The following is a 22014-nucleotide window of genomic DNA, read 5'->3' on the forward strand; positions in this document are numbered from 1 at the left end:
CAATGTTCGCTTGCCAGCTTTCGCTTCAATATTTGCACAATTGTGCTAGATCCCCTGCATAACCTGCTTTAAAATCTCCTCCTGCTGCTGAGTGTGAACACTAACATAACCACATGCAGGAGATGCAGCAGCAGGTCTTGCGATACACTTAGGTCTTTTTGCTTGGATATCGAGATTAGATAACACTTCTTCTATCAATGGGTTGACAAAAAACCATCCTCCCATATTTTTTGGTTCTTCTTGACACCATATAATTTCAGCGTTTTTGTACTTTTCAAGTTCATTACTTAGTTTATCGGCAGGAAACGGATAGAATTGTTCTAAACGTATCACTGCTATATCGTTTATTTTTTGTGCTTCACATACTTCAATTATGTCGTAGTAAACTTTACCGCTGCATATTACAACTTTTCGTACTTTATCACTTGAAACTAAACCTTTTCTACATTCTGGAATCACCGTGAGGAATTTTCCTTCAAAGTCAGATAGGTTAGAAACTGCTCTTTTATGACGCAATAGTGATTTAGGTGTAAACACTACCAGAGGCTTACGAAAGTCTCTATGCATTTGTCTGCGTAAGACATGGAAGTAATTCGCCGGAGTGGAACAATTAACTACCTGCATATTATCCTCTGCGCAGAGTTGCAAAAATCTCTCTATACGTGCGGAGCTATGCTCAGGTCCCTGTCCTTCATAACCATGAGGCAGCAATAAAACTAGACCGCTTGATCGCAACCACTTTGTTTCTGCAGATGCGATAAACTGGTCGATCATAATTTGCGCACCGTTTGCAAAATCACCAAATTGTCCTTCCCAGAGCACCAGTGAATACGGAGAATCAAGACTATATCCATATTCAAAGCCCATTACAGCATACTCAGATAGTGCGCTATCTATGACCTCAAAGTGAGCTTGCTTTTCATTTATATTGTTTAGCGGAATAAATGCTTCTTCTGTTACCTGATCAACAAGCCTTGAATGACGGTGCGAGAAAGTTCCACGACCAGAGTCTTGTCCTGATAAACGCACTCCTATTCTTTCTGTGAGCAGTGATGCAAACGCAAGACTTTCGGCAGTTGCCCAGTCTATATTACTACCAAAATTTATGCTGTCTATTCTGCCATCGAGTATTTTTCTAACCTTATTGTTAATGTTAAAGTTACTTGGGATATTGCTATTTATACGCACACCTAATTTTTTCAGCTCATCTGGCGGAACACCAGAATCCGTGTAGTATTCGCTCAAATCGTTCAGCTTTGCTCTTCTTAATTTTGACCACACTCCACCGAACCAGTCAGCTTTTTTTGGAGTGTAAGCCGCTGATTCAGCAAGACTTTTATCTAATTTTGCCCTGAATTCACTGCGCAATTTATTTACTTCATCGCCATCTAATACTTTCTCTGCAGTCAATTTTTCTTCATACAATGTTCCAGGAGTTTTATGCTTTGATATCGCCTTATACATAAGTGGCTGAGTGAAATTCGGTTCATCACCTTCATTATGGCCATATTTGCGGTAGCACATTATGTCAATTACTACGTCCTTTTTAAATTTCTGCCTATATTCCATCGCCAGACTTGTAGCAAAACTCACAGCTTCCGGGTTATCTCCATTGACGTGAAACACTGGAGCTTCTATTGATTTTGCTATATCAGTGCAATAAAAAGAGGATCGTGCGCAACATGGGTTAGCAGTAAAACCAACTTGGTTATTAATGACAATGTGCACAATGCCATCCACTTTATAGCCTTCAATATTGCTTAAGGTTAAAGTTTCAGCAACCACTCCTTGACCGATGAAAGCCGCATCACCATGAATTGATATGCCAAGCACAGATCTTATATTCTGTTTTGCTCTTATTCTTCCAGCCAAAACCGGATTTACCGCTTCAAGGTGAGATGGATTAGGGCATAAACTTAAATGTATTTTTTTGCCACCTGAAAGTGCTCGATCAGAAGAGTAACCAAGGTGATATTTAACATCACCGGACACCTCAAGACCACTTGGGTATGCAAGATTGCCTTGAAATTCAGACAGCATTGCCGCATATTCTTTCCCCATCACTTTGGTTAGAACATTGAGTCGTCCGCGGTGAGCCATGCCAAGGACTATTTCTTCAATACCAAAAACCGTAGAATCACTAATGATTTTTTCAATTGCAACGATAGCTGACTCTCCACCTTCGATAGAGAAACGCTTATACCCAGGAAATTTCATATGGAGAAATTGTTCGAACATCTCAGATTCGATCAAGTGCCTCAGTATTTCTTTTTTGTCTTGTGAGCTCAGCGTATAGGTTTGATTTTCGATCTTTTCCTGCAGCCACATTTTCTCTTCATAAGAGGAGATATGCATAAATTCAAAACCGATATTCTTGCAGTAAATATCTCTATAGATTCCAGTGTCACTTGCCGGAGATAGATTCGAGTATTTTTGATAATCTACTTCCTTATTCACATTGGGTGATAACGGATTAAGATCCGCAAAAAAATGACCGTAAGATCTGAAAAAATTTGCTAAACTAGAAACTGAATCATCCACCTTAGTTACATGTTGTGCACCGCAGGTCTCCGCTTTATTAACTTCTAAATTGCTTGAAAAAATTCTATACCAATCCTCCCCGATTGATTTATCACCCTGCAAATAACGGCTATACATTTCTTCCACAAATTCTGCATTATCACCATAAAGGCAGCTTAAACTCGACATAATCACTATAAAAAGTATCAAATACTTATAAGTATAACTTAAGTTTTTTAAAAAAGAACTTTTTTAGTTTCTATACGTCATACCGCCGCGGTATCTCTTAACATAGATCCCGCTAACACGTAGCGGGATGACGATTGTCAGGGTGTCATCCCAGTGCGTGACACTGGTTCACTCTATAATGGCAGCGCCCCTATGGTGTCATCCCAGTGCCCAGACTACTTGGATCCAGAAAAAAGAATGGTGTCATCCGAGTAGCTGACACTGGGATCCAGAAGACTTAATTTCAACCAAGTGGCTGCATAATAAAGGCTAGATCCCAGTGTCACGCACTGGGATGACAAGGTATAAACCTTATCGTCACGCCGCCACGAACCGTCATACCGCGATTCATTCGCGGTATCTCAGCCGCTAACAAGAGATCCCGCTAACACGTAGCGGGATGACGATTGTCAGGCCAGCGCCCCTATAATGTCATCCGAGTAGCCGACACTGGGATCCAGATTGGATACTGAGTTGGTGAGTATAAAAGTATAGCTTCTACGTCATACCGCCGCGAACCATCATACCGTGATTTATTCACGGTATCTCACATAGATCCCGCTAACAAGCAGCGGGATGACAACAATCCTACGTCATGCCGCAGTATCTCTTAGCCGCTAACACGCAGCGGGATGACGATTGTCGGTGAACTTAAGTTACTTTAGCCATAAATATTTAAGAAATTTACCAAACGAAAAAAAGGCAAAAGAAGCCCCGAGTAGCGAATTTTGACTCTATATTACTGTAAGTGGCGCTGTAATAATGTGCTGACGCTTAGTTTAAGCGCGGTTTGGCTGAATGTAGAAAAAATTTAAAAGACATGCAGCCCCTATAATTTTATGTAATCCGCCAAAAAATACCCTGAGTTTTTTACTGAATTTTGTCATTGAGCCTGCAGGTCAAAAACAAGTTTTGAGTCATAGATACCCTTAATACTATAATAAGGGCGCTGGCGGAGTTTGTCAAGGAAGTTTTTTCGTTTCTATGAGCTACTTGGATGACGAGAAAGGAGCACTTACATATTTATGGCAACCTCTTACCTCCGCTCAAAAAGTTTTTCAATATCACTGAGTTTCATTTCTATATAAGTTGGTCTTCCGTGGTTGCATTGCCCGGAATATGGGGTTTTTTCCATTTGTCTCAGCAGCTCATTCATTTCATCTAACCTCATTTTTCTACCCGCTCTAATTGATCCATGACAAGCGATAGTGGCCAATATTTTGTTCACTTTATCTTCTACTGGCAATGTATCTTCTATTTCCGTTAATCTATCAATTATGTTAATTAGCATCTCTTTCACATCTATTGCTCCCAAAATTGCAGGGATTTCTTTTACTATCACTTTATTCTCTGATTTGATTTCAATATCAAAACCCATTTCAAATAACTTATCTTTATAGATTTCAATCATCTCCATTCCGGCTTGATTTTTGATTTCAACCGTTTCAGGAAGAAGTAGTTTTTGTCTTTTTATACTTGATTTTTGTTTTAAGCATTCATATACTAGCCTTTCGTGGGCTGCATGCTGGTCGACTATAATCAATTTGTCTCTTACCTCGGCAATAATGTAAGTATTATAGACCTGACAGCGTGCAAACCCGAGCGGGTGGCTCTCTATCAAATCAACTTGCTCTAACACCTTTTTTTCTAGAACCATAGTCTCCGCTTGTGATGGTAATTTCTGTATGCCGGTATAATCAAACGATTTTGACTGTTCTGATAAGCTTTTTACTCTTTCATTTGGAGAAGCAAATTCTTTTATTAGTTGATTTTCAAAAGGACTTGGCCTTCTTTCATTTTGAACATTAGGTTTATCAAAAGGATCTGGCAATGTTGAATCCATTTTCTGGTCATGCGCTGGAAAGGTGCCTATCCTTCTTGACAACGCTTTAATTAATCCTCTTGTCACTATCTCATATATGAGCTTCTTATTCTGAAACCTTACTTCTGACTTATTTGGATGCACATTTACATCTACTTGATCATAAGGTATCTCTAAATGTAACGCTGCAAAAGGATACCTATCGCTTGGAATAAAATCATGATATGCATACCTAACTGCGCCAATAAGTAAATTATCTTTAATTGGCCTTCCATTAACAAACGTATAGATCTGAGTTGACTTACCACGATTGACGGTTGGCTTACAGATGTGTCCCGTAAGTTTGATGCCGTCTTCTTCTTCATTGACCTCCAAAGAATTGCCCTGAAATTCTTCTTCTACTTCACACAATCTATGAAATAACGAAGTCTGCTTAGCGTATTTTAAGAGCTTTTTATTACCTGAAGTGAGAGTAAACCCTATATGATAGTTAATCATTGCTAGGTTGTTTACAATATCAACAATGCTTTGAGTTTCTGCTCTTTCGGTTTTTAGAAATTTTAGTCTATTTGGAGTAGCGAAAAACAAATCTCGTACTTCAATATGTGTCCCTTGTGATAAAGGGTAAGGAGTTAGCTCCCCTATTTTCTCTCCACCCTCATAACTTATAGACCATGCTTCATTTGCTTCTCTTGCCTTAGACGATAATTTTATCCTACTTACTGCTGCTATTGAAGGCAGAGCTTCTCCTCTAAAGCCAAGATGCTTGATTTCTATTAATTCACTATCGCTCAATTTTGAAGTAGCATGGCGCATAAACGCAAGTTCTAAATCGTTTTTTTCTACTCCGTTACCATCATCTGTCACAATAATAAGGTTACGCCCACCACTTTCTATTTTGATCTCTATTTCTAAACTTCCAGCATCTATTGCATTTTCCACTAATTCCTTTACTACACTTGCTGGCCTTTCTATCACCTCCCCCGCTGCTATACGGTTTATGGTTTTTGTGTCTAAAAGAGTTATTGCCATAGATTTATTATGAAACTGGTTTTTCTTTTACTTCTTTGGTCTGTTTCTCTCTCCACTTTTTTAACCTACCTGCAATTTCACTGTTGGAAATTGACAATATAGATACGGCAGTAATGGCAGCATTATATGCTCCATTTTCTCCTATAGACATGGTTGCAACTGGAACACCCTTTGGCATTTGAACTATAGAGAGTAGACTGTCCAGCCCATTTAATTGTTTACTATGCACAGGAACGCCGATAACTGGTAAACAAGTTAGTGACGCAACCATACCAGGTAAATGAGCTGCACCTCCTGCACCAGCTATAATAACCTTAAAACCTTCTTCTTGTGCAGATTTAGCAAAATTGAAGAGCCTTTCTGGTGTTCTATGTGCAGATATTATGAATATATCATGTGAAACTTCTAATGCTTTTAACATATCAACAGTATGGACCATAGTGGTGTAATCTGACTCACTTCCCATAATAACAGCAACATCTTTTTTTATTTTTGTCATATTCAACACAATTTTACTTACTAACTAAATAATGTTCCAGCTAAAAAGCAACAAATATTTAAGTTATATTATAAATATAATATATAGAATTCTTGTTAAAATAGAAATTTTAAAAATTTAAATAAATATCTATGTTAAGATATAGAGATATAAACTTCTTATGTAAGATAAATTTATAAAATAATTATTTTTGTATTTCAAGCTTTGTAATCTTAGCTTGTTCTTTCTATCAATGGTTTTTTCAGATAGACTGATGGTAAAATGGTAATTTAAAATTACTAGAAATTTGATAAAAATATTAATATATAATCAACTTAAAGTTTTAAATATTGATATCATATAATTATTGACAAGTTACATGATATTAATATCTTGGTATATTAAATATCATGTTATAATATTTAATAAAGTTAATTGATATGTGAGTGTAAGAATTATGGAAATAATATCGTTAAATAACTTAGACAGTGCAGGAATAAAAACAAAGTTGCTTTATATAATAAATAAAATTATAGAAAAAAATGCTTGGACTCAGGCTTTTGCAGCTGAGAAACTTGGTATTGATCAGCCAAAGGTATCGCAAATTAAAAATGGTAAAATAGATGGTTTTTCTTTAGAGCGATTGTTAGGATTTCTAAAAAAACTTGATCATGAGATAACAATCACGATGACAGAAAGCCAAGAAATAAAATCTGAGGCAGAAAAAGTAAAACATGAAGTTGAATCGCAATAGATACAAAGTTGACAACTTGTTTTTTGTGATATAGTATAAAATTTATTAAGGTAGTATCTTATGGCTGAGTCTATTGTAGAAAAGTGTATAGAACGGGTAAGTAACCGTTTCAAATTGGTTCTGTTGGCAAGTCAAAGAACACATGATTTAAATACAGGGGCAAGTAATCCAATTCAAGCAGCTAAGTTTAAAGGTCATAAAAATACCATAGTTTCCTTACATGAAATAGCAGGAAAACAGGTGGATACTCATGAGCTGTTTAGCCTTTTGGTAGGTAGATGCAAGGAATACATGAAAGGAAATATGAATAATGTTTACAGCAGTAATACAAGTAAGCTAGCGAATTTATTAAATTTTTCTGATAACACAGATCTTGATGTAAGTCAAGAAAGCCAAGATTATGAAGTGGATGGTGAAATAGATGATGAAATAAATGATCAAGATGGCGATGAAGAAGTATCCGTTTAGAAATCTACTGAAGTTACATAGTCTTTAAATGATTTGCATTGCTATCTATACACTGTTGTTCTGTATGAGTGTAATGTTGTGTTGCATAGTGTCTAAGTCAAATGATGTGTACAATAAGGTTTTAGCGTTCAATAATTTCTCAACGCAAGTAGTTGTACTTATAACAGCAATATCAATCATTCTGAATAATTTTTTTTTAATTGATATAGCATTGTTGTATGCTAGCGTTAGCTTTATATCAACTATAGCACTAATGAGATTAATGTTGTTTTGATAATTTATGATAGGATCCATTTTCATATTTTTAGGTATTTGTTTGATAATTATTTCAAATATAGGGGTGATCAGATTTCCTGATTTCTATACTAGGTTACATGCAGCAGGTATTACAGATTCTAGCGGTGCAACGTTATTGTTAATTGGTTTTGCTTTGCAGAATGGATTTTCAATCAATACTGTTAAAATAGTATTATTAATTTTTATAATATGGGTAGCTAACTCAACTAATAGCTATATTTTAGCGCGCACTCATTATAAAGTTAAGAAAAAAACTGTTAAAGAAGGCTAAGGTGTTAGAAATATTAAATGTAGTGTTACTTTTGTTGTTACTAACAGTTACGGTTTTTATAGTTTTCTCGCGACATTTAGTCGTAAGTGCTGTTCTAATGTGTGTATTTAGTTCACTGATTGCGCTTATATACTTAATTATGAATGCACCTGATGTTGCAATTACTGAAGCTTCTGTTGGTGCGGGGCTCAGTACAGTTTTTACGTTTGCAGCACTCTCCTTGATAAAGAATCATAAAGTAAATCTATCTCATAACCCTATAACGCTTTTTTTTATGTTATTTCTGGCTGTATGTTTGTCATATTTTATGATTCAATTGCCAGATTTTGGCAGCCACAATGCTCCGATCCACTTGCATGTTGCTCCTTATTATGTGGAAAATACCGAAAAAGCTACCGGTATTCCTAATATAGTGACAGCTATTTTGGCAAGCTTTCGTGGTTATGACACGTTTGGAGAAACTATAGTAGTTTTTACTGCTGCGCTTTGTATAACGTTGATATTAAAAGAAGAAAAAGAAAATGATTAAAGATCCGATATTAAATGCAGTAACATTTTTGATGATACCTTTTATCATTTTATTTGGTTTATACATACAATTTCACGGTGATTACACTCCGGGTGGAGGTTTTCAAGCAGGAATAATTATTGCCTCCGGGATAATATTATATTCAATGCTATTTGGTGTATCTACAACTCTAAAAGCAATACCTTATTCTGTGATTAGATTGACTAACGTGTTAGGTATTTTAATTTATGGAGGAACGGGCGTTGCAACAACTTTACTTGGCCAAAATTTTTTATCTTATGATATCTTGTTAACCAATAATAGAACCGGTCAAAAATTAGGTATTTTTTTGGTGGAATTAGGTGTAGCATTTACTGTCTGCTCCTCTATGTTAATTATATATATAAATTTTGCTCGTAGGAAAAAACAATGACTTTATATAATTATACGATTATTATTGTATTAATGGTGCTAGGTTTATATATTATTATAAACGATAAAAATTTAATCAAGAAAATGATAGGGGTAAGCGTCTTCCAAGCATCTGTTTTGTTATTTTACATATCTCTAGGATATATAAAAAGTTCCTTGCCTCCTATATTGGTTTCAAATTTTTATTCATATAGCAATCCTATACCCCATGTTTTAATGCTTACTGCTATAGTGGTTGGAATTGCAACATTTTCAGTTGGATTATCCATAGCAGTAAAAATGGAAGAAAAGTATGGAACAATTGATTAAGACAAGTGTACATAAATTAACAGTATCTTAAACTATATGAAGTAACAAATAGCCACAAGTTAAAAGTAAAATTATAGACTTGCTCGTTGTAAGTTTGTTTGTTAATAAGAAATAAAATTATAAACTATAAAGGTAATGATGTCAACTATTAATGATGCAGAAGATAAGAAAAAAATTATCAAAGATCTGGTAACTAAGAGTATAAAAAAGGGTGGTTTTATCACCTTTGATGATATAAATGATAAATTATCAGATGAAAATTTTTCGTCTGACTTTATAGATGATGCTATATCTTTATTGCAGGATTCCGGAATTAATGTGCTTGAAAGTAGCGAAGATGAAGAAGATATTCCTTCCAACAGTGATGATAGTAAACTTGATGATGATGACACATCGCCAAATGTTACTGCAACTTTAGTACAAAATGATGATCCAGTGAGGATTTATTTACAAGACATGAGCTCCGTAAAGCTTTTATCAAGGGCAGATGAAATCGAGATAGCAAAAAAAATTGAATCTGAAAAGCATAACATGTTACGTGCAACAATTGAAACATCAGTAACATTAAAGGTGATAAAAGTATGGCGTGATGATTTAAGTAATGGAGCTCTCTTACTGAGAGAAATTATAGATCTGGATGCAATTTATAACTCTGATTTTAATGTGGTACCCAAAGAAGAAAGTGAAGAGAGTGAAGAAAGTGCTGAAGATGTTGAGGATTCTGAGGATGTTTCTGAAGATGCTGAGTACTGTAGTGATGATGAGAAAGATAGTAAAAAAAGTGATGATGAGAAAGACGGTAATAATGAAGATATAAGTTCAGTCAATTTAAATGTTTCTATTCTTGAAATGGAAAGTGACTTATTGCCAAAGGTCATAGTTGCATTGGATGAGATAATTACTTTAACAAATGAAGCGTTGATATTAAGAAAAAATTCTAAAAATTTCTCTAATGAGCTAGAAAATTTGTATAATCAAATATGGTCTATAGCATTACAAATTAAGTTAAGTGATGCTGCTGTTGCCAGAATTACACAAGAACTTTATAAGATAAATAGATCCATTACGCTTGAAGAGGCTAATCTTATTGCTGAGGCTAGAAAATACGATATCGATAGAGAAAGTTTCTATAAAGTTTATGATGACGTGCTTTTAAAGCACGAATTGAAAAAGATAAGTCTTTTAAAGATCAATGAAAATCAGTCCTCTTTTACAGGTGAATTAAAAAACAAATTTTTAAGGTTTATAGACGATAACTCTGAACATATAGCTAGTACCTTGAACGGTATTAAGCAGCATATACAGGAAGATAACGTACAAGAATTTAAGGAGCTAATCAAGAGAATACAAAAACACGAACGAGAAGTCTCTGAAGCAAAGCAAGAAATGATTAAGGCTAACTTAAGGCTAGTAGTTTCCATTGCTAAGAAGTATTCAAAAAGAGGCCTTGATCTGCTTGATTTGATACAAGAAGGCAATATTGGTCTTATGAAGGCCGTGGATAAGTTTGATTACAAACGTGGATATAAATTTTCAACTTATGGCACTTGGTGGGTAAGACAATCAATCACTAGAGCAATACCTGAGCAGTCTAAAGTAGTTAGAATACCAGTTCATATGGTGGAAATTATCAGTAAAATCAACAGAGCATTAAGAAAGATGACTCATGAGATGGGAAGAGAGCCGACGTTAGAGGAATTGAGTGTAGAACTGACAATGCCACTGGAAAGAATACGCAAAGTTATGAAAATAGCAAGGGATCCAGTAAGTCTTGAAGCTCCAACAGGAAAAGATGATAGTAGTACCTTTGGTGATTGTATAGAAGACAAGCGAGTCTCCAGGCCAGAGGATGCTGCAATACTTGCTGACTTGCGTGGCATTACAACCAATGTTCTTGCAACTTTAACACCAAAGGAAGAAAGAATTTTAAGAATGCGTTTTGGCCTTGGTAAAGATGGGAAGGAACATACCTTAGAAGAAGTAGGAAAAATTTTTAATGTAACACGTGAGAGAATTAGGCAAATAGAGGCAAAAGCACTGCGCAAGTTGAAACATCCAAGCCGTGCTAGAAAACTTAGAGGGTTCTTTTAAGTATACGTGTCAAGTTAAGAAGAAGCTGATTTTGCCCGGAAAAAGTGGAGAGCAAGTTAGGCCAAAGTTGTATAATTTCACCGCTATTTTTCTTTTTCTATGAATCTAATGAAACAACATGCTAATCTACGGTAAATATTATGACAAACAAAAATGACAATTCTAATTCAAAGTATAGAAATTTTTATGTTCTGGGTGATAGCTTATCCGATAATGGCGCAATCATTGGAATTTTAAATAATTTATCCTTTGCAAAAAGCGTAAAATTTGATGATCCTTTTTATCAAGGAAGATCTTTTAGCAATGGCCCTACTGCTGTTGAATATATAGCAAAATATTTAGATTTAGATGAATTTAAACCTGGGTGGAGTTATTCATTTTTTGGGAGATGCCACGAACAGCAAGGTCAGAATTACGCAGTTTCATGTGCAACAGCATCTGAAATTTTTGACCCTATTTTTTCTTATTTCTTCAATAAATTTCGTTTAGCTAACCAGCTAGATGCGGTAATTAAACATCATCCAGATATAGGTAAAGAAGATTTATTTTGCATCATAATCGGCGGAAATGATGTTATGGTTGCCACTGCTTATGACGATACTAAAGCGGAAGAAGTGTTGGAACAAGCAGTGAGTGAAATATGTAATGCACTTAAGGTTCTAAATGAACATGGTGTTAAGCATGTAGTTGTTGCAAATGCACCTGAAGTTGGCTCAATACCAGCTTTTAATAGAGATGAAGAAGCAAGGGAACTAGCTACAAAGCTCACGGAGAGTTTCAATGCAAAACTGGCTAAAGGCTTAGATTATATGAAGAAAAGTACAAATCTTGAAATAAAAGCATTTGATCTTAACTCTAAAATGAGAAGTATGTTTAGCGAATACAAGAGCAAAGGTTTAAATTGTCAAGATGCATGCACATCGAACATTGCAGACCAAGTTGGGAGATTTAAAGAAAATATAAAAATACTCTTAAAGTTGATATTTAAAGGGGAACTTGACGTTCACTATAACCTTGGGTGTAGCAAAGAAACACTAAAGGATTATTTCTTTTTTGATTATTTCCATCCAACTGCGGAACTTCATCATGAAGTTGGTAATGAAGTGTATGAGTTGATTTGACACAGTTTTTTGAACATATCCTTTTAAATAGTAACCAGACTGCATTCTGTGATTTTTAGCAAAACACGATCTTTCATTTGAGCTTTCTTCAATTTAAAATAAATACAGAAAATTGCTGCCTATAGCTAAACTGACTTAGATTTACCGATAATTTGAAAAACCGTCATCCCGCTACTATATAGTTATTGATATATATTTTCTTTTAAGCTCTTGGTTTTGATCGATAAATGTAATCATTTCATCTTCTAAAGTTTTAATTTGATTACGTAAAATTGCAAGAAGTTCCTCTATTTGTTTGATTATAGATGTATCAGTTACCTGTTGGATTTGGGTTTTTTGTATTTTTGCTATTTCTACAAGTTGGTTTCTACGAGATAATTTTTGTTTCAAGCAATCAATATTACCATTACTAACTGTTAAAGGAGTAACACGCATATCTGTATTATTAATATAACGTGAGATGATACTGCAGTCTATTTTATCAGTTTTTGTAGTAATACCAAGGCTTTTAGCATAGTCTCTCCCACCTTGGTTGAATGACGTACACCTCAAAACCATTGCTTAGTAAAGTATAGGCACATAATTTTTCGTATCCACCAGTTGCCTCAAGACCAATTTTGGTTACATTATGCAAACGTAAAAAGTCCAGCATTTCATCAATGGATTGTACATTGTTTTCAAATATTTTATAATGCTCAAGTGGGTGAATGTGGAGATCTAATTTACTTTTGCTAACATCAATGCCAGCAATAATGTTTGATGAATTCATAATTCCTCCGTAATAATAACATATACTGCATTTTCCAGCCTTATATACGAGCCTAAAAGCTCAATCAGTTGTTCGGAACTTTCAGTATAATAAACCAGAGAAGAGAACCTTGCTGAACAACGATTCTTATAATCAAGGGGCGTGACGATTCCTCTTCTCTGTGTGTCTTTAATCTCACTACTTTGATATTTATAAAGACTTGTTCTTAACATATAAGGGAAGTGTCCTCTAGGTGAGATTGTGGAGCATTCGTTGCAGCATTTGGCTGTTCAATTACGCTAGTTGATTCTTTAGGTATACTATTTCCTTCAAAATTTCCATCTTTTTATTATGTTCTCTTTAGCATTTTGAGAGTGAATTATTCTAGTTTTGATATTTAAACGTTTTGTATCTGCTGTAATGATTTCACTTCCAGTTTGCTATTCTTTACATATTGAATTGCAAGCACTAACGCTTTACTTCCGGAAGCTGTGGTGCTGTAAGCTATATTTTGCAAAATAGCAGTGCTCCTGATATCTTTGCTGTCTGAGACTGACTTTACACCTTTTGAAGTATTAATCACTAGATTTATTTTTCCATCTTTGAGCATATCAACTATGTGGGGTCTGCCTTCTCTTACTTTATTTACAGCTTGTGCAGCAATGCCGTTATTGTTCAGATACGAAGCTGTGCCTTTGGTGGCATATATTTCAAAACTCAGTTCTTTCAACATTCGTGCAACTGGCAATATATACTTTTTATCATCATCTTTTACTGAAACCAGAGCTGTTCCTTCTGTTGGTAACTTGTATCCTGCAGCCATGTACGTTTTTGCAAGTGCAGCTTCAAATGATGAATCAATTCCCATCACTTCTCCTGTTGATTTCATTTCAGGACCAAGTAAAGTATCAACTCCTGCAAAGCGGGTAAATGGAAAAACAGCAGCTTTAACTGCAAAATGATTGAAAGGCTTGTTTTCCTGATTCAATTTTTTACCCAAAATAACCTGAGTGGCAAGCTTTGCAATAGGAATATTGATTACCTTGGAAATAAAAGGAACGGTTCGACTAGCCCTTAAATTCACTTCAAGTATGTATACATCACTAGACCTCTTGCATAACTCGATTTCTGAAGGCAATTTTGTCGTCAAAGCTTGTCTGCGCTCCTCAAATACATTCGAGTATTCTGTGGTGCTCATCTGCACTTTTCCTAAAGATTTCTCATCACAAACAGGTTCTGCAAGAGGTCTATTCTCTTGAACAGCAAACTGAATGTTTATCAGACCTTTCACTTTTAATGCTAATGCTATTCTCTCAGTTTGGAGCTCGATCTCTTTTATTACTTCGTCACTCAATGTATTTGTCGGTATTGAGCATGTTGAATCACCAGAGTGGATACCAGCTTCTTCAATATGCTCCATGGCCGCTGCAATGAAAACTTTTTCCCCATCACATACAGCATCAACGTCAACCTCAACTGCATTGACTAAAAATTTATCAAGAAGCAGCGAACCATGCTCAAAGATTTTAGTTTGATCTAAGACGTACTCTTTAAAGCTCTGAGTATCGTGTCTAATCGACATAGACTGACCGCCGAGGACATATGATGGCCTGACTACTAGTGGAAACCCCACCTTTTCTGCGTTGGTTAACGCTTCTTCTACTGAATGGCAGATAGAATTTTCAGGTTGTTTTAAATTAAGTTGCAAAGCAAGGTTTTTAAACCTCATGCGATCTTCTGCAAGGTCAATAGAATCAAACGAAGTTCCCAGAATTTTGAAACCTCTCTCGTTAAGCACTTTGGCTAACTTTAAAGGTGTTTGACCGCCTATTTGAACTATTACACCAACCAGTGTGCCATTTTCTTGCTCTTTACTTAGTATTTCAAGCACATCCTCTGCAATGAGTGGTGCAAAATATAAACGATCAGCGGTATCGTAGTCAGTTGAGACAGTTTCGGGATTACAGTTGATCATTATTGTTTCATACCCCATTTCTTTGGCGGCAGAAGCTGCATGTACGCATGCATAATCAAACTCAATACCTTGACCAATGCGATTTGGACCACTTCCTAAAATGACAACCTTTTCTCGGTCAGAAATATTCGCCTCACATTCCGTTTTATTTTCAACATCACCCTCATAGCAGCCATACATATAAGCAGTGCTCGATTCAAATTCAGCTGCACAGGTGTCTACGCGTTTATAAACTTGTTTAATGCCAAATTTTTTTCTTATTTCTTCGATTTGTTTTACTCGATCTCCAGCGTGTAACGCTGGCTGGATCCCAGTGTCACGCACTGGGATGACATTAGAGGGTACTGGAATGACAGAGGTAGGTCTATTACTTAACTTTGCTAATCTTGCATCTGAAAATCCCATTTTTTTCAGCTCTAACATTTCGTACGCAGTTCCAGGAAATCCATTTTCCTCGATTTTTTGTTCAGTTAATATAATTTGCTGTATATTTTGCAGAAACCATAAGTCATATCCTGTAATCGAATTTATTTCTTCTATGCTAATTCCGTGGCGCATTGCGTCAGCAGCAATCAGTAATCTGTTTGGTAGCAATTTTGCTAATTGAGATTTTATGTGATCAATATCAATGTTCTCAGGAAATACTTCATCAAGTCCTGTAAAATCAGTTTCAAGTGAACGGAAAGCTTTCTGTAGTGACTCATTAAAAGTGCGGCCTATAGACATCACTTCTCCCACTGATTTCATGGAGGTTGATAATTCACAATTCGTCCCCTTAAATTTCTCAAACTCAAATCGAGGAATTTTAGTGACGATATAATCAATCACTGGTTCGAATGCTGCTGGTATTATTGGAGCACAGTCGTTACGTATTTCGTCGAGCGAATAGCCAATAGCAAGTTTAGTTACAACTTTTGCAATAGGATAGCCTGTTGCTTTCGAAGCAAGTGCAGAAGAGCGAGAAACCCTTGGATTCATCTCAATCACAACGAGGCTTCCATCTTCTTTAGGATTCACTGCAAATTGAACATTTGCACCACCGGCACTAACATCAATTTCTCTCAGCACTGCTATAGATGCATTTCTCATCTGTTGGTATTCTACGTCACGCAGAGTCAAAGCAGGAGCAACAGTTATGCTATCCCCAGTGTGCACTCCCATCGGATCAACATTTTCTATCGAACAGACTATTATGCAGTTATCTTTACAATCGCGGATAACTTCCATTTCATATTCTTTCCAGCCGATAATTGATTCATCTATCTGAACTTCATTTATTGGCGAAATTTTGAGAGCACTTTCTGCGATATTGAAAAACTCCTCTTTATTATATGCTATGCCGCTACCTGCACCACCAAGGGTGAATGACGAGCGGATGATTGCTGGTAATCCAATGTAATCCAAAGCCTTTTTTATTTGTTCTTGATTTTTTATAATGATACTTTTGGGGTATTTCAGTCCTATTCTATCCATGGACTGACGGAATAACTCTCTATCCTCTGCTTTTTTTATTGCTTCTCTATTTACCCCTATTAATTCTACGTTGTATTTGTCTAACACTCCATCATCTGCAAGTTTTATTGCACAATTGAGCGCTGTTTGCCCGCCCATTGTTGGCAATATTGCGTCTGGCCTCTCCTTAATTATAATTTTCTCTATGATTTCAGGCAGTACCGGCTCAATATACGTCGCATCAGAAAACTCAGGATCTGTCATTATAGTTGCGGGGTTGGAGTTAACCAAAATGACTTTATAACCTTCGCTTTTTAATACTTTACAGCTTTGCGTTCCGGAATAATCAAACTCGCATGCCTGACCTATAACTATTGGGCCTGCTCCTATTACTAATATAGATTCTATATCTGTGCGTTTCGGCATAATTACAATAACGGTCTCTATTCAAGTAATGTTACCAATCTTTCCTGTATATGTGAACTTTTATTAAACCTATTAGCTAATTACTTTTAGGCTTGACGCATAACTGTACGAACATTGCAATTTGCGTGGCAGATTCCAGTGCTTGACACACAGCTGTACAAACATTCATTTTTGAAGGTAAATTGCACAGCAAATGATGTCATTCAAGTAGCTGACACTGGTTCCTTTATGACGGCAGTGCCCAGAGGTGTCATCCCAGTCTGGGATCCAGAAAACTTAACTTTAAATAAGTGGCTGCATAATAAAGACTAGATTCCAGACTGGAATGACACCATAGAGGCACTGGGATGACATCCTTCCTAGTGGAGATTACTCTCAAATCACAATGTTCATACAATTGTGGGCTTAACGGTATCTTTGCAGATACTATGGTAATTTATTCGGGAGATTTGCTGAGCGGTAAGATTTTTCCTGATATGCTGCAGTCTTCAGAAGCTAATTCCACAAATTTATCTGTTAGTTTATCAGGTGACACCAATTCAGATCCAGGAAATGCCTGCTCACTACCCACAGGTCCTTCCGTGTATACAGCATTTACACATAATTTTGTATGTTTTGTCTCAGATGCATATATCTGCACCATTATTTCTAGTGCAACTTTACTTGCAGCATACGGCATCCAATATGGATAAGAGGAAGGAGAAAGTGTCACTTCTGAGGTCATGAATATCGCTCTTCCAGCATTAGACTTTTTTAGCATTGGATCTAAGTTTTTTAGTAAGTACCAATTGGCAGTAAAATTTGTATTCATTACGTTCTGTAGCTCTTCAATCTCACAGTCATGAATGGGGTTCAGTTTGCCTAAAATTCCAGCACACGCAACTAATATATCAAGTGCTCCAGATTCTGATAATTTCAGGCTTTCTATCATGTTTGTCAGTATCTTTACATTCTCAAAGTCTAAAAGATCAAGCTGAATTAGTTTCACAGAGCCTTCTTTAAATTCTTCAAGCTCTTCAATTTCATTATATAGTGGCTTGAGATTATCAAGAGATCTTGAAATCAGAATCACACATGCACCTTCTCTTATAAACCTTTTTGCAACAGCAGAGCCTACTCCACCTGAAGCTCCGGTGATTAAAGCTACTTTACCTTCTAACTTACCCATTTCTTTCTCCTTAGCGAGATCCATTGAAATATTTTAGCTGAAAATTGAATTTTGCTCCATATATAAAAATCAAACTTAGCATATAAAAAAATAGTAATGACACTACCACACCACCTAAACTTCCATATATCAAATCCAGTTGGTCAAAGGAAGCTTTTAAGTATTGCTTAAAAGCTGAAGCAGAAATCGTCCAAAGAATAACAGCTACACAAGATCCAGGAAATACGTCTGATAAATTTTGTTTTATGTTTGGTAACATAAAATATAGCCAAGAGACTACTGTGAAAAGTATAAATTCAATAAGTAAATACCTAGTATAACTTAGTCCCTGATAGGAAAAATCAATTAGCATTGGTACTAGTGTAGAAAACACTATAGTTAGAGTTATAATAAGCGTGATTACTAAAAATTGTAATATACTTAGTACTCTTCTTAATATATAAGGCGGCGAAACCGGAACTTTATAGGCCTTATTGAGTATTGTTCTAAGCCCTTCAATTGTCGATGAAGCGGTCCAAACAGCACCTACAATTGCTAAAGTTAGTAAGCTTTGCGGCGGGCCTGATATTATCTCTCTGATACGCGGCATCAAAGATGCCAAAATATCCTGTGGCATGTTATCAATGATAAATACCCAGCCAATGTTATACTGGTCTAAGAAATTTGCGAATGTTGATGCCACAGCCATTAAAACGATGAGAAAAGGAAATATTGATAACAGAATTAAAAATGATAGATACCCTGCATGCTCCACTCCATCATTATAAATTGTGTCAATCAAAGCACGATAAAGACAATAAACAATACCGTAAAATTTCTGTAGCATGTAATATAAACGAACCAAGAAAAGTATTCTAAATGAAATAAAGGATACTTTTAAGCAAAAAATCCTCACCATTTACTTAAATTCAATCAAAGGGATAGATAATTTAACATAGAACAGGAATTATAGGAGGCGTAATGAAAAAATTTCTTCTACTTGTGGCTTTAATTCTCTCCTTTGCGTTTGATGCAAATACTAATGAGCTAGATGCAACGTCAGCAGTGATATGCAAAATAATGAGCTATACTCACGGTATAGGTGGACCGATGATTACGATAGTGATAATAGGTGCAGCTTTGCTTGCGATATTCGGTAGAATGCCGTGGCCAGCACTTTTTGCACTCGGTGCATTTACTGCTGTGTTTTTTGGTGCTCCTGCCGTTGTTTAAAAAATAGCACCAACTACAGCAAGTAAGTGCGAGACGTGTGATGCTGGGAAAACATTGAAACCTGATGCAGATGGAAAATATACTTGTCAGTAAAAAGCATTGAGTAAATGGTACTTACTGCATCATTTACTCAAATTTAATCAAAATGATAGATAATCCAGCGTTAAATAGAAATTATCGGAGGCATAATGAAAAAATTTCTTCTACTTGTGGCTATAATTCTCTCCTTCGCATTTGATGCGCGTGCTGATGAAACGTCAACAGTGATATGCAAAATAGTACAATATACCCAAGGTATAGGCGGGCCGATGATCACGATAGTGATAATAGGTGCAGCATTGCTTGCGATATTTGGGAGAATGCCGTGGCCAGCGCTTTTTGCACTCGGTGCATTTACTGCCGTGTTCTTTGGTGCTCCTGCAGTTGTTTCAAAAATAACACCAGATGGTACGTTTTGTCAGAATGGTGCGATTGCTTGCCCTACTGGTAAAACGTTGACTAATGGTAAATGTACATAATAGGTATCACAGCCTCAAAGAAATTTTAAGTAAATGATACTTCTTGTATCATTTACTTAAATTTAATCAATGCGATAGACAATACAGCGTTAAATAGAAATTATCGGAGGCGTAATGAAAAATTTTCTTCTACTTGTAGCTTTAATTCTCTCCTTTGCGTTTGATGCAAATGCTGATGAAACGTCAACAGTGATATGCAAAATAGTACAATATACCCAAGGTATAGGTGGGCCGATGATCACGATAGTGATAATAGGTGCAGCTTTGCTTGCAATATTTGGCAGAATGCCGTGGCCAGCGCTTTTTGCACTCGGTGCATTTACTGCTGTGTTTTTTGGTGCTCCTGTAGTCGTTTCAAAAATAACACCAGGAGGTGTGATTTGTCAAAACGGTGCAGTAGTGAATAATCCATAGAAATTATAGAAGGCGTAAACGTAGTTTTCTTTACTTGAAAGTGGTAAGTTTTACCACTTTCAGTGTCTATAACTACCTAATAAATTCTCTTTCTGTAATCATATCAGTTAAAGTCTGGATTCCAGCGCCACGCGCTAGAATGACAAGGCTTATCGTCATGTCACCGCGAACCGTCATACCGCGATTCATTCGCGGTATCTCAGCCGCTAACAAGTAGCGGGATGACGGTTGTCGTTTAGCCATAAATATTTAAGAAATTTACCAAACGAAAAAAAAGGCAAAAGAAGCCCTGGTCATTGTCTATTTTCAGTATTGGCGTTTTTTAAGTCTTAAACACTGCAATTTAGCTGCTTTTGAATGCAACTCACCTTAGTTTGAATGTTTAAGAAATTTACTAAGCAGAAAAAAAGGCAAAAGAAACCCCGGGTTAGCTAGTTGTCACTCTCTAATCCTGCAAAATCGGCGTACTATACTGTCTTAAACGACTTATAAGCGCATTTCAGCTTATATAGGTAAAAACCCAGAAATGTTGTGAAGACATAAGGTGCACATAGTGTAAAAAATTAAAAATAAGACGCCAACTACGTTGTTTTCTTGCTGTTTAATCTGCACAGATGAAGATAACTGAATACCTTCAGTATCATGATAAGGGGGCTGGCGAGGTTTGTCAAGGAAGTTTTGCATTTAATTCATTTGATAATTCAAAAAACTTGAAAGAATAAAGATAGCTATTGAAATTATCTTGATTTACATCAGTTATCCAAGTTTGACATTGAATACTTAACACTTCCTCCATTAACGCCTTTCTGTAATGTTTATCCAGATGAGACATTATATCATCAAGTAGAAGAAGTGGTGCCTTATTGTAATGAATACACCTTGCTTTTACACTGGATAAAATAATAGAAAGCAGTAATAACTTTTGTTCTCCAGTGGAGCACAGATTTATTGGTACGTTTCTTTTTTGACAAAAAACCCGAAAATTATCGTTATGCACACCAAAGGTTACTCTACCAGTCAATGAATCTTTTTCTCTGTTTTCCTTTAGACGATTCTGAAAATATTCTGCAGTATCGTCCAAAGTTAGCTGGCTGCTGAATTTCAAACTTGCCTTCGGAAAAAACTCACTGGAATGGTTATCAATTGTGTCTTGTAGTGTCTTTAAAACAGACGATCGCATACGTAAAATACTAACTGCATTAACGGCCATTATGTTTTCAAGACTAGAGAGCCAATTTTCGTCCAAGGTGTTCTCTCTCAACAGTTTACTTCGCTCACGTTTAGCTTTTCTGTGTTTCATGTAGCAGCAAGTGTAATTTTCCTCAAACAGTGAGACTATACGGTCTAAAAATTTTAATCTGTCACTTGGAGAATTGAGAAGAACATAGTCCATTTGTGGAATCAGCCATATTACATTGGATATCTTATACAAAGATGAATAACTCGATTGCGTTTTTCCATCAATTTGTATTAGTTTCTTATCAAAACTCTTTGTGATACCAATTGAATTAAAATCCATTCCATTAAAAAAATCATAGTGCACTACCCAATCTTCATTACTGAATCTATTTTGTATCTCACTGGCTTTTGCTTTTTTCATTCCATTGCTTTTAGCAAGCAACGAGATTGCTTCAAGTATATTAGTTTTACCAATACCGTTTTTGCCAGTTATTACAACTGAGCTATCATCTGAATCCAGTTCAAAGTTTGAGTGGCTACGAAAATTATGTAATTTCAGCTTTTTTATGTAGCAATGGGTAGCCATTAACC

The 22014-nt window shown here is 35.9% G+C and carries 24 protein-coding genes; 14 read left to right on the forward strand and 10 right to left on the reverse strand.

Going from position 1 to position 22014, the window contains the following annotated elements; translation table 11 throughout:
- Positions 1-45 precede the first annotated feature (45 nt).
- A complete protein-coding gene (locus tag ABWU48_RS05350) occupies positions 46-2709 on the reverse strand; it encodes a 2-oxoglutarate dehydrogenase E1 component (protein WP_209473250.1) in 2664 nt (887 codons plus the stop codon).
- 127 nt (positions 2710-2836) lie between these two features.
- Here ABWU48_RS05350 and ABWU48_RS05355 point away from each other — a divergent pair, with 127 nt between their 5' ends.
- Complete coding sequence (locus ABWU48_RS05355; protein ID WP_255322263.1) at positions 2837-2968, forward strand: hypothetical protein; 132 nt, start codon at positions 2837-2839, stop codon at positions 2966-2968.
- A gap of 816 nt (positions 2969-3784) precedes the next feature.
- Here ABWU48_RS05355 and mutL read toward each other — a convergent pair.
- Both mutL and purE read right to left on the reverse strand, forming a co-directional pair.
- Positions 3785-5602: a DNA mismatch repair endonuclease MutL gene (gene mutL / locus ABWU48_RS05360; RefSeq protein WP_353288328.1), complete on the reverse strand. Its 1818-nt coding sequence runs from the start codon at positions 5600-5602 to the stop codon at positions 3785-3787.
- Positions 5603-5609: 7 nt separating this feature from the next.
- The gene (gene purE / locus ABWU48_RS05365) at positions 5610-6101 is read right to left on the reverse strand and encodes a 5-(carboxyamino)imidazole ribonucleotide mutase (RefSeq protein ID WP_006280351.1); all 492 of its coding nucleotides are present in this window, start codon (positions 6099-6101) and stop codon (positions 5610-5612) included.
- A gap of 436 nt (positions 6102-6537) precedes the next feature.
- On the opposite strand from purE, the gene ABWU48_RS05370 reads away from it, so the two are divergent.
- The 9 genes from ABWU48_RS05370 to ABWU48_RS05410 all read left to right on the forward strand — a co-directional run bounded on the left by ABWU48_RS05370 (position 6538) and on the right by ABWU48_RS05410 (position 12331).
- On the forward strand, positions 6538-6834 hold the full coding sequence (locus tag ABWU48_RS05370) for a helix-turn-helix domain-containing protein (protein WP_010081926.1): 297 nt from the start codon (positions 6538-6540) through the stop codon (positions 6832-6834).
- 60 nt (positions 6835-6894) lie between these two features.
- The gene (gene rpoZ / locus ABWU48_RS05375) at positions 6895-7302 is read left to right on the forward strand and encodes a DNA-directed RNA polymerase subunit omega (RefSeq protein ID WP_264705819.1); all 408 of its coding nucleotides are present in this window, start codon (positions 6895-6897) and stop codon (positions 7300-7302) included.
- Between the two features lie 28 nt (positions 7303-7330).
- Entirely contained in the window at positions 7331-7576 is a 246-nt protein-coding gene (locus tag ABWU48_RS05380; RefSeq protein WP_007548527.1) for a monovalent cation/H+ antiporter complex subunit F, read from the forward strand.
- 6 nt (positions 7577-7582) lie between these two features.
- Entirely contained in the window at positions 7583-7870 is a 288-nt protein-coding gene (mnhG, locus tag ABWU48_RS05385) for a monovalent cation/H(+) antiporter subunit G (protein WP_006279703.1), read from the forward strand.
- 1 nt (position 7871) lies between these two features.
- Complete coding sequence (locus tag ABWU48_RS05390; protein ID WP_015589497.1) at positions 7872-8399, forward strand: DUF4040 domain-containing protein; 528 nt, start codon at positions 7872-7874, stop codon at positions 8397-8399.
- Positions 8392-8811, forward strand: coding sequence for a Na(+)/H(+) antiporter subunit B (locus ABWU48_RS05395; protein WP_006279705.1), 420 nt, complete (start codon positions 8392-8394; stop codon positions 8809-8811). The genes ABWU48_RS05390 and ABWU48_RS05395 overlap by 8 nt, the downstream gene beginning before the upstream one ends.
- A complete protein-coding gene (locus ABWU48_RS05400) occupies positions 8808-9119 on the forward strand; it encodes a cation:proton antiporter subunit C (RefSeq protein ID WP_006279706.1) in 312 nt (103 codons plus the stop codon). Before ABWU48_RS05395 ends, ABWU48_RS05400 begins: the two co-directional genes overlap by 4 nt.
- A gap of 138 nt (positions 9120-9257) precedes the next feature.
- Positions 9258-11210 carry an RNA polymerase sigma factor RpoD gene (gene rpoD / locus ABWU48_RS05405; protein WP_353288329.1) on the forward strand — a complete coding sequence of 651 codons (1953 nt, stop codon included), beginning with the start codon at positions 9258-9260 and terminating at the stop codon, positions 11208-11210.
- Positions 11211-11350: 140 nt separating this feature from the next.
- The gene (locus tag ABWU48_RS05410) at positions 11351-12331 is read left to right on the forward strand and encodes an SGNH/GDSL hydrolase family protein (RefSeq protein WP_353288330.1); all 981 of its coding nucleotides are present in this window, start codon (positions 11351-11353) and stop codon (positions 12329-12331) included.
- A gap of 174 nt (positions 12332-12505) precedes the next feature.
- Here the strand turns inward: ABWU48_RS05410 and ABWU48_RS05415 are convergent, their stop codons facing one another.
- The 4 genes from ABWU48_RS05415 to carB form a co-directional block, all read right to left on the reverse strand.
- Positions 12506-12889: a hypothetical protein gene (locus ABWU48_RS05415; protein ID WP_227738615.1), complete on the reverse strand. Its 384-nt coding sequence runs from the start codon at positions 12887-12889 to the stop codon at positions 12506-12508.
- Positions 12840-13100: an IS110 family transposase gene (locus tag ABWU48_RS05420; protein WP_010082049.1), complete on the reverse strand. Its 261-nt coding sequence runs from the start codon at positions 13098-13100 to the stop codon at positions 12840-12842. Before ABWU48_RS05420 ends, ABWU48_RS05415 begins: the two co-directional genes overlap by 50 nt.
- Positions 13097-13312, reverse strand: coding sequence for a hypothetical protein (locus ABWU48_RS05425; protein ID WP_080717592.1), 216 nt, complete (start codon positions 13310-13312; stop codon positions 13097-13099). Before ABWU48_RS05425 ends, ABWU48_RS05420 begins: the two co-directional genes overlap by 4 nt.
- A 164-nt stretch (positions 13313-13476) precedes the next feature.
- The gene (gene carB / locus ABWU48_RS05430; RefSeq protein WP_353288331.1) at positions 13477-16932 is read right to left on the reverse strand and encodes a carbamoyl-phosphate synthase large subunit; all 3456 of its coding nucleotides are present in this window, start codon (positions 16930-16932) and stop codon (positions 13477-13479) included.
- 138 nt (positions 16933-17070) lie between these two features.
- Here carB and ABWU48_RS05435 point away from each other — a divergent pair, with 138 nt between their 5' ends.
- The gene (locus ABWU48_RS05435; protein ID WP_167471214.1) at positions 17071-17244 is read left to right on the forward strand and encodes a hypothetical protein; all 174 of its coding nucleotides are present in this window, start codon (positions 17071-17073) and stop codon (positions 17242-17244) included.
- Between the two features lie 124 nt (positions 17245-17368).
- Here the strand turns inward: ABWU48_RS05435 and ABWU48_RS05440 are convergent, their stop codons facing one another.
- A complete protein-coding gene (locus ABWU48_RS05440) occupies positions 17369-18124 on the reverse strand; it encodes an SDR family oxidoreductase (protein WP_012673418.1) in 756 nt (251 codons plus the stop codon).
- Positions 18111-18926 carry a YihY/virulence factor BrkB family protein gene (locus tag ABWU48_RS05445; RefSeq protein ID WP_264705821.1) on the reverse strand — a complete coding sequence of 272 codons (816 nt, stop codon included), beginning with the start codon at positions 18924-18926 and terminating at the stop codon, positions 18111-18113. The genes ABWU48_RS05440 and ABWU48_RS05445 overlap by 14 nt, the downstream gene beginning before the upstream one ends.
- 134 nt (positions 18927-19060) lie before the next feature.
- Here ABWU48_RS05445 and ABWU48_RS05450 point away from each other — a divergent pair, with 134 nt between their 5' ends.
- The 3 genes from ABWU48_RS05450 to ABWU48_RS05460 all read left to right on the forward strand — a co-directional run bounded on the left by ABWU48_RS05450 (position 19061) and on the right by ABWU48_RS05460 (position 20244).
- A complete protein-coding gene (locus ABWU48_RS05450) occupies positions 19061-19312 on the forward strand; it encodes a TrbC/VirB2 family protein (protein WP_353288332.1) in 252 nt (83 codons plus the stop codon).
- Between the two features lie 188 nt (positions 19313-19500).
- The gene (locus tag ABWU48_RS05455; protein WP_209473270.1) at positions 19501-19830 is read left to right on the forward strand and encodes a TrbC/VirB2 family protein; all 330 of its coding nucleotides are present in this window, start codon (positions 19501-19503) and stop codon (positions 19828-19830) included.
- 114 nt (positions 19831-19944) lie between these two features.
- On the forward strand, positions 19945-20244 hold the full coding sequence (locus ABWU48_RS05460; RefSeq protein WP_353288333.1) for a TrbC/VirB2 family protein: 300 nt from the start codon (positions 19945-19947) through the stop codon (positions 20242-20244).
- 667 nt (positions 20245-20911) lie between these two features.
- On the opposite strand, the gene recF is transcribed toward ABWU48_RS05460, so the two are convergent.
- The gene (gene recF / locus ABWU48_RS05465; protein ID WP_264329605.1) at positions 20912-22009 is read right to left on the reverse strand and encodes a DNA replication/repair protein RecF; all 1098 of its coding nucleotides are present in this window, start codon (positions 22007-22009) and stop codon (positions 20912-20914) included.
- Positions 22010-22014: the final 5 nt, after the last annotated feature.

The organism is Wolbachia endosymbiont (group A) of Tromatobia lineatoria, assembly GCF_964028565.1.
GTDB lineage: Bacteria > Pseudomonadota > Alphaproteobacteria > Rickettsiales > Anaplasmataceae > Wolbachia > Wolbachia pipientis.